The organism is Variovorax sp. GW821-FHT09D04 (genome assembly GCF_059416405.1).
This window is the reverse complement of the sequence record NZ_JBWKPA010000002.1, coordinates 581865-597895: the sequence shown is the minus strand read 5'-3', so window position 1 is coordinate 597895 and position 16031 is coordinate 581865. Positions and strand designations below refer to the sequence as shown.

15 protein-coding genes are annotated in these 16031 nt (G+C 70.5%); 5 read left to right on the top strand and 10 right to left on the bottom strand.

All coding sequences use genetic code 11. The features are described from left to right. Positions 1–36 precede the first annotated feature (36 nt). Positions 37–963: a fatty acid desaturase family protein gene (locus AC07O4_RS09030; RefSeq protein WP_495304332.1), complete on the top strand. Its 927-nt coding sequence runs from the start codon at positions 37–39 to the stop codon at positions 961–963. Between the two features lie 4 nt (positions 964–967). Here the strand turns inward: AC07O4_RS09030 and AC07O4_RS09025 are convergent, their stop codons facing one another. Beyond that, a complete protein-coding gene (locus AC07O4_RS09025; protein WP_492730166.1) occupies positions 968–1858 on the bottom strand; it encodes an EamA family transporter in 891 nt (296 codons plus the stop codon). 89 nt (positions 1859–1947) lie between these two features. Between AC07O4_RS09025 and AC07O4_RS09020 the strand changes: the two genes are divergently transcribed. Further along, positions 1948–2835 (top strand): LysR family transcriptional regulator, encoded by an 888-nt coding sequence (locus AC07O4_RS09020; protein ID WP_492738816.1) that lies wholly within the window; start codon positions 1948–1950, stop codon positions 2833–2835. 12 nt (positions 2836–2847) lie between these two features. Here the strand turns inward: AC07O4_RS09020 and AC07O4_RS09015 are convergent, their stop codons facing one another. The 5 genes from AC07O4_RS09015 to AC07O4_RS08995 all read right to left on the bottom strand — a co-directional run bounded on the left by AC07O4_RS09015 (position 2848) and on the right by AC07O4_RS08995 (position 7168). Then, positions 2848–3171 carry a hypothetical protein gene (locus AC07O4_RS09015; protein ID WP_095747332.1) on the bottom strand — a complete coding sequence of 108 codons (324 nt, stop codon included), beginning with the start codon at positions 3169–3171 and terminating at the stop codon, positions 2848–2850. 91 nt (positions 3172–3262) lie between these two features. After that, positions 3263–3433: a hypothetical protein gene (locus AC07O4_RS09010; protein ID WP_167395080.1), complete on the bottom strand. Its 171-nt coding sequence runs from the start codon at positions 3431–3433 to the stop codon at positions 3263–3265. Positions 3434–3527: 94 nt separating this feature from the next. Further along, complete coding sequence (gene dbpA / locus AC07O4_RS09005) at positions 3528–4970, bottom strand: ATP-dependent RNA helicase DbpA (protein ID WP_495304331.1); 1443 nt, start codon at positions 4968–4970, stop codon at positions 3528–3530. Positions 4971–5094: 124 nt separating this feature from the next. Beyond that, positions 5095–5364, bottom strand: a complete 270-nt coding sequence (gene infA / locus AC07O4_RS09000) for a translation initiation factor IF-1 (protein ID WP_062482563.1) — start codon at positions 5362–5364, stop codon at positions 5095–5097. 550 nt (positions 5365–5914) lie between these two features. Next, complete coding sequence (locus tag AC07O4_RS08995; protein WP_495304330.1) at positions 5915–7168, bottom strand: MFS transporter; 1254 nt, start codon at positions 7166–7168, stop codon at positions 5915–5917. Positions 7169–7255: 87 nt separating this feature from the next. On the opposite strand from AC07O4_RS08995, the gene pdxR reads away from it, so the two are divergent. Next, positions 7256–8722 carry a MocR-like pyridoxine biosynthesis transcription factor PdxR gene (pdxR, locus tag AC07O4_RS08990; protein ID WP_495272657.1) on the top strand — a complete coding sequence of 489 codons (1467 nt, stop codon included), beginning with the start codon at positions 7256–7258 and terminating at the stop codon, positions 8720–8722. Positions 8723–8733: 11 nt separating this feature from the next. On the opposite strand, the gene AC07O4_RS08985 is transcribed toward pdxR, so the two are convergent. Beyond that, a complete protein-coding gene (locus AC07O4_RS08985) occupies positions 8734–9210 on the bottom strand; it encodes an Lrp/AsnC family transcriptional regulator (protein ID WP_159274176.1) in 477 nt (158 codons plus the stop codon). Between the two features lie 120 nt (positions 9211–9330). Here AC07O4_RS08985 and AC07O4_RS08980 point away from each other — a divergent pair, with 120 nt between their 5' ends. After that, entirely contained in the window at positions 9331–10629 is a 1299-nt protein-coding gene (locus AC07O4_RS08980; protein ID WP_495304329.1) for an aspartate aminotransferase family protein, read from the top strand. Here AC07O4_RS08980 and AC07O4_RS08975 read toward each other — a convergent pair. Next, the gene (locus AC07O4_RS08975; protein WP_495304328.1) at positions 10626–11678 is read right to left on the bottom strand and encodes a sugar phosphate isomerase/epimerase family protein; all 1053 of its coding nucleotides are present in this window, start codon (positions 11676–11678) and stop codon (positions 10626–10628) included. The genes AC07O4_RS08980 and AC07O4_RS08975 overlap by 4 nt on opposite strands. 105 nt (positions 11679–11783) lie before the next feature. Between AC07O4_RS08975 and AC07O4_RS08970 the strand changes: the two genes are divergently transcribed. Next, positions 11784–12671 carry a gamma-glutamyl-gamma-aminobutyrate hydrolase family protein gene (locus AC07O4_RS08970; protein ID WP_095948354.1) on the top strand — a complete coding sequence of 296 codons (888 nt, stop codon included), beginning with the start codon at positions 11784–11786 and terminating at the stop codon, positions 12669–12671. Positions 12672–12836: 165 nt separating this feature from the next. On the opposite strand, the gene AC07O4_RS08965 is transcribed toward AC07O4_RS08970, so the two are convergent. Beyond that, positions 12837–14360 (bottom strand): class I adenylate-forming enzyme family protein, encoded by a 1524-nt coding sequence (locus AC07O4_RS08965; RefSeq protein ID WP_495304327.1) that lies wholly within the window; start codon positions 14358–14360, stop codon positions 12837–12839. Positions 14361–14379: 19 nt separating this feature from the next. Further along, complete coding sequence (locus tag AC07O4_RS08960) at positions 14380–16020, bottom strand: acyl-CoA dehydrogenase family protein (RefSeq protein ID WP_495304326.1); 1641 nt, start codon at positions 16018–16020, stop codon at positions 14380–14382. Positions 16021–16031 lie beyond the last annotated feature (11 nt).

Genomic DNA, 16031 nt, shown 5'->3' with positions numbered 1-16031 from the left:
CGTGATCTGCCGGCGCCTTCGCCGCATACTGGCCCGATGGCCGCTGCACCCCGCGCTCGACCCGAAGACTTCTTTACCCCCGACGAGTGGCAATCGCTCACCGCGCGCTCGTCCTGGCGGGGCCTGTGGCTGGTGGCGCACTGCTGGGGCGTGATCGGCGCCGCGATGCTCGTGGGCATCATGTGGCCGTGGACGATTCCGCTCATGGTGCCGATCGTCGGCACGCGCCAGCTGGGTTTGTTCATCCTCATGCACGACGCCGCGCACGCGGGGCTGCACCGCAACCGCAAGGTCAACGACTGGGTGGGCTACTGGCTGTGCTCGCCCACGCTGCGCGACTACCGGCCGTATCACCTGCAACACCACCGCTTCGTGCAGCAGACCGAAGACCCCGACCTCGTGCTGTCGGCGCCTTTCCCGATCTCGCGCGACTCGATGTGGCGCAAGGTCGTGCGCGACCTCAGCGGCCAGACCTTCTACAAGCAGCGCTTCGGCCACATCGCTGACGGCATTCGTCAACGTGCACCGGGCGAATCGGCGCTGCGCGTGTTCGGGCGCGAACTCGCGAAGGACAGGCGTTTTCTCGTCGGCAACGGCCTGGGCCTGCTGGCCTTCACCGTGGCGGGCTATGGGTGGGCCTGGGTGGCGATGTGGCTGCTGCCGATGGCGACCTGGTTGCCGCTCGTGAGCCGCGTGCGCAACATCGCCGAGCATGCGCTGGTGGCGCAGAACGAGGCCGACCCGCTGCGCCAGGCGCGCACCACGCATGCCGGCTGGCTCGAACGCATCTTCGTGGCGCCCTACTGGGTCAACTACCACTGCGAGCACCACATGTTCACCAACCTGCCCTGCTGGGCGCTGCCGAAGGCGCACCGCCTGCTGCAGCGCCAGGGCGCGACCGCGCGCATGGAAGTGCAGCCCGGCTACCTGCAGCTGCTGCGCCAGGCAGCGCCAGTGGCGTAAGCCTTCAGCGGCTGGGTGCGGGCTGCACCGCCGCCACCGGCTGCGCACCGCGCTGCGCCTGCTGGCTCAGCCAGATGCTCGCGATCACGATGCCGATGCCCGCCATCTGCCAGCCCGAGAGGCTCTGGCCCAGCAAGGCCCAGCCCAGGATCACCGCCGTCACCGGGCTCAGGAAGGCCAGCGGCGCGATCGCCGAGGGCTCCAGCCGCGCCACGCCGCGGAACCACACGATGTAGGTGAGCGCGGCGCCGACCAGGCCGAGCCAGGCGAAGCCGACCCAGTTCATCGCCGTGAGCGCCGGCAGCGGCGGTTCCAGCCACAGCGCCACCGGCAACAGCAGCAGGCCGCCGGCCGTCAGCTGCCAGGCCGTGAAGGTCAGCGCCGACACCGGCGGCTGCCAGCGGCGGCTGAGCACCGTGCCGAAGGCCATCGACACGGCCGCCGCGAGCGCCGCGGCGATGCCCAGCGCGTCGAGCGTGGCATTCGGCGTGAGCACCAGCAGCGCCACCCCGCCCATGCCGATCACGGCCGCCGCCACCGACAGCGCGCGCACCGGCGCGCCCAGCAGCAGGCCGGCGAGGAACACCACGAACAGCGGCTGCACCGAGGTGATGGTGGCCGCCACGCCGCCCGGCAGCCGGTAGGCGGCCAGGAACAGCATCGCCCACAGCACCGAGAAGTTCAGCGCGCCCAGCAGCAGGATGCGCCCCCACCACGCCCGGGGCGGCAGCTGGCGCACGATCAGCATCAGCAGCAGGCCCGCCGGCAGCGCGCGCAGCAGCGCCACCGTCAGCGGGTAGTTCGCCGGCAGCAGCTCGGTGGTCACGATGTAGGTGCTGCCCCAGACCGCGGGCGCGATCGCGGTGAGCAGGAGGTCGGTGGTGCGGGAGGTCATGGCTCGAATCTACGGCGTTGACCTGTGGTTGTGAATGCTCGAATAATGAATTGATTCTTTGCTGACAGTCGTCAATCGAGCGCCGGCCCATGGACCATCTCACCGCCCTCAAGGTCTTTCGCACCACCGCCGCGGCGGGCAGCTTCGCCGGCGCCGCGCGGCAACTGGGGCTGTCGGCCGCAGCGGTCAGCAAGAACATCGCCGAGCTGGAGGCGCACCTGAAGGTGCGGCTGATCAACCGGACCACGCGCAGCATGAGCCTCACCGAGGCCGGCGCGGCCTACGTGGAGCGGCTCGCGCGCATCCTTGACGACCTGGACGAGGCCGACGCCGCGCTGGCGCCCGTGGGCGCGAGCCCGGGCGGCGTGCTGCGCGTGAGCGCGCCGCTGACCTTCGCGCTGACCTGCATCTCGCCGCACATCCCCGCCTTCATGGCGCGCCACCCGAACCTGCGGCTGGAGCTGAACCTGCAGGACACCCGCATCGACCTGATCGGCGAGGGCTACGACCTCGCGATCCGCGGCAGCGACCGACTTGAAGATTCGAGCCTGGTCGCGCGCGAGCTGATGACCATGACCCACGTGCTGTGCGGTGCGCCCGGCTACTTCGCGGCCCACGGCCGGCCCGCCGCGCCCGAAGACCTGAAGGCCCACGAGTGCGTGCAGTTCACGCTGTCGGGCCACGCGAACAAATGGACCTTCCGCCGCGCCGGGCGCAGCGTGGCGGTGCCGATCGACGGGCGCTACAAGGTCAGCTCCAGCATCGCCGTGCGCGACGCCCTGCTCGCGGGCTTCGGCCTGAGCCTGGTGCCGCGCATCTATGTCGAACCGGAGCTGGCGGCGGGCCGGCTCGAAGCCGTGCTCGCCGACTGGGAGGCGGATCGCACGCCGGTGTACGCCGTGTACCCGTCGCGTCACCTGGCGGCGAAGACGCGGGCCTTTGTCGACTTCCTGCTGGAGCGGTTCGCGGCGCGTTGAAGCGCGCGGGGGCTAGTCGCCCGCCGGCTCGGCGATCTCGGGCGCTTCCCACCCCAGCAGCTCGGCCAGCCGCTGCACGATCCAGCCGGCCTCGGGCACCGACACGCCCGATTCCGGCGTGGCGAGCCCCGCGTGGATGCGCCGCAGGATCTCGCTTTCGACCGGCACCTCGGTGTGGTGCTGGATCTGCGCATGGCCCACGAGGTGGCCGGCGAGGTCTTCGCAGATCTCGTAGCGCGCGCGCACCACGTCGATCGGCTCGCGCAGGCGCTGGCGTGCGTCGCTGTAGACCGCGAAGAACGAGGGCGGGATGTAGATCTGGTTGTCGTCGGACATGGCGGCGCGTGATGCAGGGCAGGCCCCAATGACAAAACGCGCCCGGGGGCGCGCTCGTCGTGGCTCCGAAGAAAGAGCCGCGGGGGCTGGATCAGCCGCCCTTGCTCGGACGCTTGCCCGGGTTCTTCTTGCTGCGCGTGGCGGTGCCGCGCTCGAGGCTGATCTTCTGGCCGCCACCGTTGCGCGGCACGGTGTAGCCGGGCATGGGCGTCGGCTTCGGGCTGGCAAGACGGTCGGCTTCGGTACGGATTTTCTTGGGCATGGAAAGCTCGGATAAAAAAGATGTTCGACCCCCGATTAGGCCACATCGGCAGATTTCGTCTGCCAAGCGCCCAAACAGGAGCATGGGAGGGATGTCAGGTCGACTGCGGTGTCAGCAGGCGCACCTTGACGCTCTTGCCCTTCACGCGGCCGTTGCCGAGCTTGCGGGCGGCTTCTTCGGCAATGCCGCGGTCCACCGCGACATAGGTCGAGAACTCGTTGACGTTGATCTTGCCGACCTGGTCCTTGGTGTAGCCGCAGTCGCCGGTCAGCGCGCCCAGCACGTCGCCGGCGCGGATCTTTTCCTTGCGCCCGCCCACGATCTGCAGCGTGGCCATGGGCGGCGTGAGCGGTGCGCCCTTGGCGGGCGTGAGCTCGGCCAATTGGTGCCATTCGGACTCGCGGCCCTGCAGCTGTTCGATCTTCCCGACGAAGCCCATCTCGTTCATGCTGGCCAGGTTCAGCGCCAAGCCTTCCGAGCCGCCCTGCTGGCCCACGCGGCCGGTGCGGCCCACGCGGTGGATGTGGATTTCGGAGTCGGGCGTCACGTCGACGTTGATCACGGCTTCGAGCTGCGCGATGTCCAGGCCGCGCGCCGCCACGTCGGTGGCCACCAGCACCGAGCAGCTGCGGTTGGCGAACTGCACCAGCACCTGGTCGCGCTCGCGCTGCTCCAGCTCGCCGAACAGCGCCATCGCGCTGAAGCCCTGCGCCTGCAGCACGTCGACGAGGTCGCGGCACTGCTGCTTGGTGTTGCAGAAGGCCAGCGTGCTCACGGGACGGAAATGGTCGAGCAGCAGGCTCACGGCGTGCAGTCGCTCGCTGTCCTTCACCTGGTACCAGCGCTGGCGGATCTTGCTGCCTTCATGCTGGGCCTGCACCGTGATCTGCTCGGGGTTCTTCATGAACTGCTGCGCGAGCTTGGCGATGCCTTCGGGGTACGTGGCCGAGAACAGCAGCGTCTGGCGTTCCTTCGGGCACTGGCGCGCCACCTTCACGATGTCGTCGAAGAAGCCCATGTCGAGCATGCGGTCGGCCTCGTCGAGCACCAGCGTGTTGAGCGCCGAGAGGTCGAGGTTCTCGCGCTCCAGGTGGTCCATGATGCGGCCCGGCGTGCCCACCACGATGTGCGCGCCGTGCTCCAGGCTGGCGATCTGCCCGCGCAGCGCGACGCCGCCGCACAGCGTGACGACCTTGATGTTTTCTTCGGCGCGCGCCAGGCGGCGGATCTCGGTCGTGACCTGGTCGGCCAGCTCGCGCGTGGGGCACAGCACCATCGCCTGGATGGCGAAGCGGCGCGGGTTCAGGTTGGACAGCAGCGCCAGCGCGAAGGCGGCGGTCTTGCCGCTGCCGGTCTTGGCCTGGGCGATCAGGTCCTTGCCGAGCAAGGCGGGCGGCAGCGCGGCGGCCTGGATGGCCGTCATCTGCGTGTAGCCGAGCTGGGTGAGGTTGGCCAGCATCTGGGGCGACAGCGCCAGCGTGGCAAAGCCGTGGGGTTCGGCCTGGAGGCCGCCGGCTGGGGAGGTGGTGGAGTTCATCGTTCGGCAGCCGGAGACAGACAGACAGGAAAACGCAAGAGGGAAAAAGTGACGGCCCGGAAAAGACAAAGGCCTTGCAGGGCCCCCTCCGGGAGGGCGCTCTGCAAGGCCGGCCGGGCGTCGCTCAGCGGCGGGGCGTGTTGTTGCCCGAGTTGGTCGGCGGGGGGCCGCGGCGTTCCAGGTGACGGAACGTGATGCGGCCCTTGGTCAGGTCGTAGGGCGACAGCTCGAGCGAGACCTTGTCGCCGGCCAGGATGCGGATGTGGTGCTTGCGCATCTTGCCGCCGCTGTAGGCGATCAGCTGGTGGCCGTTGTCGAGCGTGACGCGGTAGCGCGAGTCGGGCAGGACTTCGGTCACTGCGCCGTTCATTTCGATCAGTTCTTCCTTGGGCATGTGTGATTACCTCTGAATCGTTCGATGTGTGTTGGAGATGAAGATGGGCGTGTTGGTTTCAGTCGGCCGGCGGGTCAGCCGGCGTCCAGGAATCTGTCGTTGCGGTGCGGGAAGCAGAAACCTGCCCACCGCGATGCTGTTGCGAAAGTGTCCATGAAGCCTGGGGCGCTGCGTGCCGGTGCGGGGCGCGCAATGCCGAAAAATTAGTGAGAACGGACGCGCCGCACGCGCGATTCGCTTCAACAGGAACGAAGGCAGTGGTGGCATTCATGGGCGCCCGGTCTGGCGCTCCAACACACTGTGAAAGCCGGCGTGGCCCGAGGGCTGGAAACGAGAAGCCTGATGAATCCTGGATCCCGGATTCAGATGGCAACGCAGATCGGCCGGCGGGGGTGACGAAATTCTTCGTCGTGGTATCGAAACGAACCCGACATTATAGCTTGCAGGGCATGACAGTTGCTTGTCTTAAAAACAACGCTCGCATGAAAAAGGCCCCGAAGGGCCATCCATCCTATCAATTTAGCTATTGAAAATATAGCAACCCGCAGGATCAGGCGCAGGCCGGTACCGTCGACGCCGCAGGCGCCGCCGACCGGGCCCGCCGCGCCGCGCGCCACAGCAGCACCAGCCCCGCCAGCTGGGCGGCGGCGCCCACCCAGCCCACCGCGCTCACGCCGAACCACGCGATCGTCGCGCCGCCCAACCCCGAGCCCGCCGCGATGCCCAGGTAGACCGCCGAGGCGTTGAGCGACAGCGTCATCGGTGCGCGATCGGGCGCCAGCCGGATCAGCCGCACCGCCTGCGCCGGCCCGAAGCCCCAGCCGGCGAAGCCCCACAGCGCCGACAGGCCCACGATCAGCGGCAGCGCCAGCCCGCGCGGCAGCATCTGCGCGGCGAACGAGAGCCCGCCCATGATCACCACCAGCGCCAGCGCGAAGCCCCGCGCCATGCGGTCGGCGCCGAAACGGTCGGTGGCCCAGCCGCCGGTCGCGGTGCCCAGCGCGGCGGCCACGCCGATCGCGAAGAACACCGCGCCCACGCCCTCGGCCCCGAAGCCCAGCGTGTGCCCGAGGAACAGCGCGATGTAGGTGTAGAAGCTGAAGCCGCCCGTGGCCCACAGCACCGTGGCCAGCAGCGCCGGCGCCACGCCGGGCTCGCGCGCCACGGCGAAGGTCGAGGTGCGCGGGGCCGCGTCAGTGGGGGCCTGCGCCAGCGTGCGCGGCAGCCCCACGAACAGGCCCCAGGTGGCCAGTGCCGCCACCGCGGCGATCAGCAGGTAGGCCGTGCGCCAGCCGCCCCAGCCCGCGATCCAGGCGCCCAGCGGCACGCCGAGCGCCACCGCCACGGTGCCGCCGCCGGTCACGATGGCCAGCGCCCGGCCGCGCAGCGCGGGCGACACCATCGCCGCCGCCACCGCGCTGGCCGTCGGCAGGAACACGCCCGCCACCAGCCCGAGCGCGACGCGCGCCAGGGCCAGCTGCGCGATGCCGTGCGCCATCGAGGCCGCCGCCGTGAGGCCCGCGAACGTCGCCAGGCTGGCGATGAGCAGCGGGCGGCGCCCGAAGCGCGCGAGCAGCGCGGCCATCAGCGGCGAGCCGATCGCATAGCTCAGCGCGAACAGCAGCACCAGCTGGCCGGCCCGCGCGGCGCTGACCTGCAGGTCGGCCGCCAGCACCGGCAGCAGGCCGGCGACCATGAAGCTTTCGGTGCCGATGGCGAAGGCGCCCAGCGCGAGCCAGGCCAGGCCCAGGGGCAGGCGTTCGGCGGGCGGTTGCTGCTGTGAGGTTTCAGGAGCGGTGTGCATGGTGAAGGACTCCATGGATAAGTGTTCCAAGGCCTCCAGAATAGGATTGCAGGCGGCTCTTCAAAAGAACCACAATCGGCAAAGATCATGGAGCCACTTTTCGAGCTTGCCCTGCGCCTGCCGGCCGCCGGTTCGCGCGACCTGCTGCGCGCGCTGCACCGCCAGCTGCGCGACGCCATCCTCGATGGCCGGCTGCAGCCCGGCGCGCGCCTGCCCGCCACGCGCGCGCTGGCGCAGCGGCTGGGCGTGTCGCGCAACACCATGCTGGCGGCCTACGACCTGCTGCTGAGCGAGGGCTACCTGCTGGCGCGCCCGGGCTCCGGCACCTACGTGGCCGACACGCTGCCCGCGTTGCGGCGCGGCCGGGCCGCGCCCAAGGAGGCGGGCGCCGCGCCCCGGCGCGATCCGCGGCTGGTGCCGCTGAACGTGCCCGGCGCCGACCTCGCCCCCACGCTGCAGCCGCGGGCCGCGCGCGACGACTTCCGCGTCGGCCTGCCTGATGTCGGCGCCTTTCCGTTCGACATCTGGCGCCGCCTGTCCGACCGCGCGCTGCGCCGCGTGGCGCGCCAGACCGCCGACTACGCCGACCCGCAGGGCCAGGGCGCCCTGCGCGAGGCGATTGCGGCGCACGTGTCGTTCACGCGCGCGGTCGGCTGCACGGCCGACGACATCGTGGTCACGGCCGGCGCGCAGCAGGCCTTCGGGTTGCTCGCGCGCATCCTGGTGGTGCCGGGGCGCACGGTGGTGGCGGTCGAGCAGCTGTTCTATCCCTCGCTGCGCGAGGCCATGCTGGCCGCCGGCGCGAAGGTGGTCACGGTGCCGACCGACGACGAAGGCCTGTGCGTGGACCGCATCCCGCCCGAGGCGCGCGTGGTCTGCGTCACGCCCTCGCACCAGTTCCCGACCGGCGTGGCGATGTCGCCGCCGCGCCGGGCCGCCCTGCTGGCCTTTGCGCGGGCGCGCAACGCCGTGCTCATCGAGGACGACTACGACAGCGAGTTCCGCTTTGCCGGCCGTCCGCTCGACGCGCTGCAGACGCTCGACCGCGCCGGCTCGGTGTTCTACGTCGGCACCTTCTCCAAGAGCCTGTTTCCCGCGCTGCGCCTGGGCTTCGTGGTGGCGCCGCCCTGGGCCCGCGCGGCGCTGGTGCGGGCGCGCGAGCTGGCCGACTGGCACGGCCCGGTGCTCGGGCAGGAGGCACTCGCGGCCTTCATCGCCGAAGGGCACCTGGCGCGCCACATCCGCCGCATGCGCAAGTTGTACGGCGCACGGCGCAGCGCTCTGCTCGACGCGCTGGCGCGCCACGGCGCGGGCCGGCTCGAGGCGATCCCGTCCGATGCCGGCCTGCACCTGTCGGCCTGGCTGCACGGCGGCGCGCGCGACCATGTGGTGGTCGAGCGCGCCGCGGCGGCCGGCATCACCTTGCCGCCGCTGTCGCGTTTCGCGCCCGACCCGCAGGCACCTGACGCGCCCAACGGGCTGGCCTTCGGCTTCGGCCTGATCGCCGAGTCGCAGATCGACGGTGCCATCCGGCGGCTGGTGCGCCTGCTGTAGCGGCGGCGCCCTCAGGCGCTGTCCAGCGGCAGCCGGGTCGTGAACTTGGTGGTCGACAGCACGATGTCGCTCGAGTAGTTCTCCAGCTCCAGCGCGTCGCCCAGCTGCTCCTGCGCGAAGGCCTGGTAGTCGGGCAGCGAGCGCGCGCAGATCACCAGCACGAAGTCGGTCTCGCCGGCCACGCAGTGGCACTGCAGCACCTGCGGCAGCGCATGCACCTTGCGCTCGAAGGCCCCGATCGCCTCGCGCGTGGTGCTGCGCAGCGACACGCGCGAGATCACCAGCACCGGGAACCCCACGCGCGCGGCATCGAGGATCGCCACCTCCTCGCGGATCACGCCCGCGCGTCGCAGCCGCTGCACGCGCTTGAGGCAGGCCGAGGGCGAGAGGTTCACGCGCTCGGCCAGCGTCTGGTTCTGCAGGCCCGCGTCGGCCTGCAGTTCGGCCAGGATGCACTGGTCGATGCGATCGAGGGTGCCGGTTTTCATGGTGCCGCCAGTGTGGCGCAAGGTGCGCGCAATCGGCTTCGTTTTCGGGCCCGCACAACGACACCGGATTTCGCGGCCGATGGCTACGCTGGGGCTCCCCCGACGAACAAGGAGCATCCGATGGCCGAAGGCGCAACCTACGACCCCGTGGTCAGCAAGCACCTCGTGCGCTACGGCATGGGGCTGAGCCCGCATGTCATCGTCAAGGCGCGCGGCGCCACGCTGTGGGATGCGAGCGGGCGCGAGATCCTCGACTTCACCTCGGGCCAGATGTGCGCCACCATCGGCCACAACCACCCGCGCATCGTCGCGGCGATCGAGAAGGCCTGCGAAGGCGCGCTGCACCTGTACAGCGGCTTCGTCGGGCCGGCCGTGCCGGCGCTGGCCGGGCGGCTGGCGGCGATGCTGCCGCCGTCGCTGTCGAAATCGCTGTTCCTGTCCACCGGCGGCGAGGCCAACGAGGCCGCCGCACGCATGGCCCGCGTGACCACCGGCCGCTACGAGATCGTGGGCCTGAACGGCGGCTGGCACGGCGTGAACGGCGGCATGGCTGCGCTCACCTTCGCCGGCCGGCACCACGTCGACTACGGGCCGCGCAAGCCCGGCACCATGTCGATCCCCGCGCCGAACTGCTACCGCTGCCCCATCCGCCATTGCCGCGACGCCTGCGACACCGCCTGCCTCGATGTCGGCTTCGACATGGTCGATGCGCAGTCCAGCGGCTCGCTCGCGGCCTTCATTGCCGAGCCAGTGCTGAGTTCGGGCGGCGTGATCGTGCCGCCCGCCGGCTACTTCCCGAAGCTGCAGGCCAAGTGCCGCGAGCGCGGCATGCTGCTCATCCTGGACGAAGCGCAGACCGCCTTCGGCCGCCTGGGCAGCAACTTCGCGTTCGAGCAGGCGGGCGTGGTGCCCGACTTCCTCACCGTCTCGAAGACGCTGGGCGGCGGCCTGGCGATCGGCGCCACGGTCACCAGCGAAGCGATCGAGCAGGACTGCCACGAGAAGGGTTTTGTGCACGTCACCTCGCACGTGTCCGACCCGCTGCCAGCCGAGGTCGGCCTGGCGGTGCTCGACGTGCTCGAGGAAGAAGGGCTCAACCAGCGCGCCGCCGCCATGGGCGAACGGCTGAGCCGGGGCCTGGCCACGCTGAAGGCGCGGCACGAGGTGATCGGCGACGTGCGCGGCCACGGCCTGCTGCAGGGCGTGGAGCTGGTGAAGGACCGCGAGACCCGCGAGCCCGACGCCGAGCGCGGCCGCGCCATCACCGACGCCTGCATGGCGCGCGGCCTGAGCATGAACATCGTGGCCGTCGGCGGCATGGCGGCCGTGTGGCGCATCGCGCCGCCGCTGAATGTGAAGCCGGAGGAAATCGACCGCGGCCTGGAAATACTCGACGACGCGATCCGTTCGATGAGTTAGATCCCGAGCATCCGCCGGTTCGCCGCCACGTCCGCCCCACCGGCCGCGAAGTCGTCGAAGGCCCGGTCGGCCACGCGGATGATGTGGTCGCGGATGAAGGTCGCGCCTTCGCGCGCGCCGTCTTCCGGGTGCTTGATGCAGCACTCCCATTCGAGCACCGCCCAGCCCGGAAAGTCGTACTGCGCCATCTTCGAGAAGATGGCCTTGAAGTCAACCTGCCCGTCGCCCAGCGAGCGGAAGCGCCCGGCGCGGTTGATCCAGCTCTGGAAGCCGCCGTACACGCCCTGCTTGCCGGTCGGGTTGAACTCGGCGTCCTTCACGTGGAAGAGCTTGATGCGCTCGTGGTAGTGGTCGATGTAGGCCAGGTAATCGAGCTGCTGCAGCACGAAGTGGCTCGGGTCGTACAGCAGGCAGGCGCGCGGATGGTTGCCCACGCGCTCCAGGAACATCTCGTAGCTCACGCCGTCGTGCAGGTCTTCGCCGGGGTGGATCTCGTAGCCCACGTCGACGCCCACGGCGTCGAAGGCATCGAGGATCGGGCGCCAGCGGCGCGCCAGTTCGTCGAAGGCTTCCTCGATGAGGCCCGGCGGGCGCGGCGGCCACGAATACAGGTACGGCCAGGCCAGCGCGCCCGAGAAGGTCGCGTGCGCCGTGAGTCCGAGGTTCGCCGAGGCCTTGGCCGCGTGGTGCAGCTGCTGCACCGCCCACTGCTGGCGCGCGACGGGGTTGCCGCGCACCTCGGGCGCCGCAAAGCCGTCGAAGCCCGCGTCGTAGGCCGGGTGCACCGCGACCAGCTGGCCCTGCAGGTGGGTCGAGAGCTCGGTGATCTCCAGGCCGTGGCCTGCCAACGTGCCCTTGATCTCGTCGCAGTAGGTCTTGCTCTCGGCGGCGCGCTTCAGGTCGATGAGGCGCGTGTCCCAGCTGGGGATCTGCACGCCCTTGTAGCCGAGGCCCGCGGCCCATCCGGCGATGGCGTCGAGCGAGTGGAACGGGGCCGTGTCGCCCGCGAACTGGGCCAGGAAAATGCCCGGCCCCTTGATCGTCTTCATGCGTGTCTCCTGATGCGCCGCACAGCATACTTCGGGGGTTCGGCTGACACACGACCGAAGTTCGATGGGCGCACAATGAACTTTGTCCACAGGGAACCCATCGACATGTCTCAGCCTGTCGCCGCCCGGCTCAAGATCGGCTTGTCCGCCTGCTTCTCGCACGCCGACCCGGCCCGCTCGCTTTTCACGAACAAGACGCTGCAGTACGTCGAACAATCGATCGCCCACTGGCTCATGTCGGCCGGCGCGATGGTGGTGATGGTGCCCTGCCCCACGGGCGAGACGGCGCGCGGCGACACCAAGCTGTCGCACTACGCCGAGTGGCTCGACGGCGTGGTGATGCACGGCGGCGCCGATGTCTGGCCCGGCAGCTACGGCGAGGAGCCCCTGAAAGACGCCTGGATCGGCGACCAGATCCGCGACCTGTACGACCTCGCGCTGGTGGAAGCCTTCGAGCAGGCCGGCAAGCCGATCTTCGGCGTGTGCCGGGGCCTGCAGCTGATCAACGTGGCCTTCGGCGGCACGCTCTACCAGGACATCGAGGAGCAGCACGGCCACCCCGAGACGCTGCGCCACCGCGACCCGGTGACCTACGACCAGAACTTCCACCAGATCGAGATCGTCGAAGGCACGCGCCTGGCGAAGCTGTACCCCGAGGTGCGCACGGCGCGCGTCAACAGCATCCACCACCAGGGCATCAAGGGGCTCGCGCCCGGCTTCGAGATCGAGGCCTGGAGCCTGCCCGACCGCGTGCCCGAGGCGATCCGCCGCCGGCCCGAGAAGGGGCGCGGCTACATCGCGGCGACCCAGTGGCACCCCGAGTTCCACAAGTACGGCAGCACCGAGACCGTGGACGACACGCCGATCCTGCACGACTTCCTGTGGGCCTGCGCCACCGCCCGCGTGGCGCCGCGCACCAGCATGCGCGAGATGCAGGGGCGCATTCGCAACCGCGCGGCGCGGTTGCTGCGGCAGGCGCTGTTGCGGCGCTGAGTGTTGCTGTTCGGGGCGCGTGCACAGGCCACCGGGTACTTCCCTCCGCGAATGTCCCCCGGCCTTCGGCCTCCTCCTTGATTTCGCTGCGGGAAGCACCCAGTGTCCTGCGCCCGCTGAGCGCTGTCGTTGTGCCGGTCGATCAACGACTGCACTGCTCAACGCTCACGCCGCGTCGCGCAACAGGTGCTTGAGCAGCTTGCCCGTCGCCGTGCGCGGCAGGCTCTCGCGCACTTCGAAGATGCGCGGGATCTTGTAGCGCGCCAGCCGGTCCTCGAGAAAACGCACCAGCTCGCGCGCCTCGAGCGCGCGCCCGCCGCGCGCCACCAGCACCGCCGTCACGGTCTCGCCCCACTCGGGGTGCGGGCGACCGATGACGGCCACGTCCTGCACGTCGGGGTGGGCGCCCAGCGCGTCTTCCACTTCCTTCGAATAGACGTTCTCGCCGCCCGTGATGATCATGTCGCGCAGCCGGTCGACGATGAACAGGAAGCCGTCCTCGTCCACGCGCGCCAGGTCGCCCGTGCGGTACCAGCCTTGGGCGTCGAAGGCCTCGGCGCTCGCCTGCGGGTTGTCGAGGTAGCCCTGCATCGCGGCCGGCGAACGCAGGTGGATCTCGCCGACCTCGCCCGCGCCGCAGCGCCGGCCGTCGGCGTGGCGCACCTCGATCGCCACGCCGGGCACGCCCGCGCGGCCGATCGAGCCGGCCTTGGCGATCGCGTCTTCCGGGTAGAGCACCGTGCCCAGCGGGCCCGATTCGGTCATGCCGTAGACCTGCACGAAGCGGTCGCTGCGGTAGCTGTCGGCCAGCTTGCGTGCCATGTCGGCACCGAGCGGGCCGCCGCCGTAGGCCCACAGGCGCATCGCGCTGAAGTCGTAGCGTTGCACGTCGGGCACCACCGACAGCGGCGCCAGGAAGGCGATGGGCGCGCCGAAGGTGAAGGTGATGCGCTCTTCGGCCAGCGTGTCGAGAAAGGCCTTGGGCGCGTACTCGCGCAGCAGCACCACGGTGCCGCCCATCAGCAGCGTGCCCAGCAGCCAGTTGTTGAGCGGCGACGAATGCCACACCGGCATCGCGACCAGCGTGCGCTCGTTGCGCGACAGCGACATGCCCGCCGCCGTGCACACCGCCGCCATGAAGACGTTGCGGTGGCTGTGCAGGCAGCCCTTGGGCTTGCCCGTGGTGCCTGAGGTGTAGAGCACCTGGGCCAGCGTGTCGGTGCCGGGCGCCGGGGCGCTTGTGTCGTCACCGCCCAGCGGCGCGGCTTGCGCCATCAGGTCGTCGAACATCGGCAGGCCGTCGGCGGCGCTGTCGGTCGCGAGCCAGTCGCAGCGGTGCGCGATGCGCGCGGCGACCTGCGCCGCGAGCGTGCCGTCGGCCACGCACAGGCGCACGCCGGCATGGGCCAGCACGTAGTCGATCTCCGGCGCCTGCAGCTTGTGGTTGACCGGCACCACGGCCGCGCCGAGGCGCCAGGCGCCGAACATCGCGGCGACGAAACCGACCGTGTTGAAGCTCAGCAGCGCGACCTTGTCGCCAGGGCCCACGCCCTGGTCGCGCAGCACGGTGGCGGCGCGGCGCGAGAGGTCGGCGAAGTCGGCGTAAGTCCAGGCGCGGCCTGCGGCGCGCAGGCATTCGTGGGTGGGCTGGGTGCGGGCGTGCTGGTCGAGCAGGGAAACGAAATCCATCCGGGTTGTCTCCGCGTGCTCAGTGCCAGGCGGCGCGCACCAGCGCCGCGGGGTCGCTGGTGCCGGCGCTGATGCCGGTCACTGGGCCCCAGTCGGGATCGAAGCGGCTGGACACGAACGCCGCCGCCGCGAGCGGGCTCGCGTGCTGCAGCATCAAGCCGGCCTGCGCCGCGCGCACCAGCCGCTGCGTGAAGCGGCGCGCCTGGCGTTCCAGGTCTTGCGGCGCGAGCTGCACCATCTGGCGCAGGGCCTGCACCTCGGTCTGCAGGCGCGCTTCGCCGGCGGTCACTTCCTGCAGGTGGTCGAGCACGAGGTGCGCGTCGTCGGGGTTGCGCGACACGGCGCGCAGCACATCGAGGCACATCACGTTGCCCGAGCCTTCCCAGATCGAGTTGACGGGCGCCTCGCGGAACAGGCGGCCCATCGGGCCGTCTTCCACGTAGCCGTTGCCGCCGAACACCTCCATCGCCTCGCCCGTGAGCGCCACCGCGCGCTTGCAGTTCCAGAACTTGGCGGCGGGCGTGAGCAGGCGGCGCCAGGCCGTGTCCAGCGGCGCGGGCGAGCCGAAGCGCGAGGCCAGCTCCATCGCCAGCAGCGTGGCGCTTTCGGTTTCCAGCGCCATGTCGGCCAGCAGCTCGGTCATCACGGGCTGGTCGACCAGCGCCTTGCCGAAGGCAAAGCGGTTGCGCGTGTAGTGCAGCGCCTGCGCGAAGCCCTGGCGCATGAAGCCGGCGCTGGCGAGTGCGCAGTCCAGGCGCGTCACGGTGGCCATCTCGATGATGGTCGGGATGCCGCGGCCTTCGTCGCCCACGAGCACGCCCCAGGCCTCCTTGAACTCGACCTCGCTGCTGGAGTTGGAGCGGTTGCCGACCTTGTCCTTCAGGCGCTGGATGTGGATCGCGTTCTTGCTGCCGTCGGGCCGCCAGCGCGGCACGAAGAAGCACGAGGAGCCGTGCTCGTCGGTCTTGGCCAGCACCAAGTGGCCGTCGCACATCGGCGCCGAGAAGAACCACTTGTGGCCCGTGATGAGGAACTCGCTGCCCCACGGGCCGCTGCCCGCCGGCACGGCGCGCGTGGTGTTGGTGCGCACGTCGCTGCCGCCCTGCTTCTCGGTCATGCCCATGCCGACGGTCATCGAGGTCTTGCCTTCGAGCGGGATGTCGCGTGGGTCGTGCACGTGGGCGGCGAGCTTGTCGCGCAGGTCGGCGTACAGCGCGGCGTTGCGGCGCATCACGGGGATGCAGGCCTTGGTCATGGTGGTCGGGCAGGTGGAGCCCGACTCGATCTGGCTGTGCATGTACAGCGAGGCGCCGTAGCCCACCCAGGCCGAGGGCCGTTCGTCGAAGAACGGCAGGTTGGCGATGCCGTTGCGCCGCGCGATCGACATCATGGTGTGCCACGCGGGGTGGAACTGTACGCTGTCGATGCGCGTGCCGGTGCGCGAGTGCGTGTGCAGCTCGGGCTCGTGGCGGTTGGCGTCCTCGGCGGCGCGCAGCGTGGCCTCGGCGCCGTACTCGGCACCCTGGCGCACCAGCTCGTCGTCACGCCAGGCGGCGCCGCCGCGCCCCACCGCGCCGCGCAGGGCGGGGTCGCTGGTGTAGACGTTGTAGTCCTTGAGCTCGGGGACCTGGTTGTCGGGGTGGATGCCGGGAATGGTCATGGCGTTGTCTC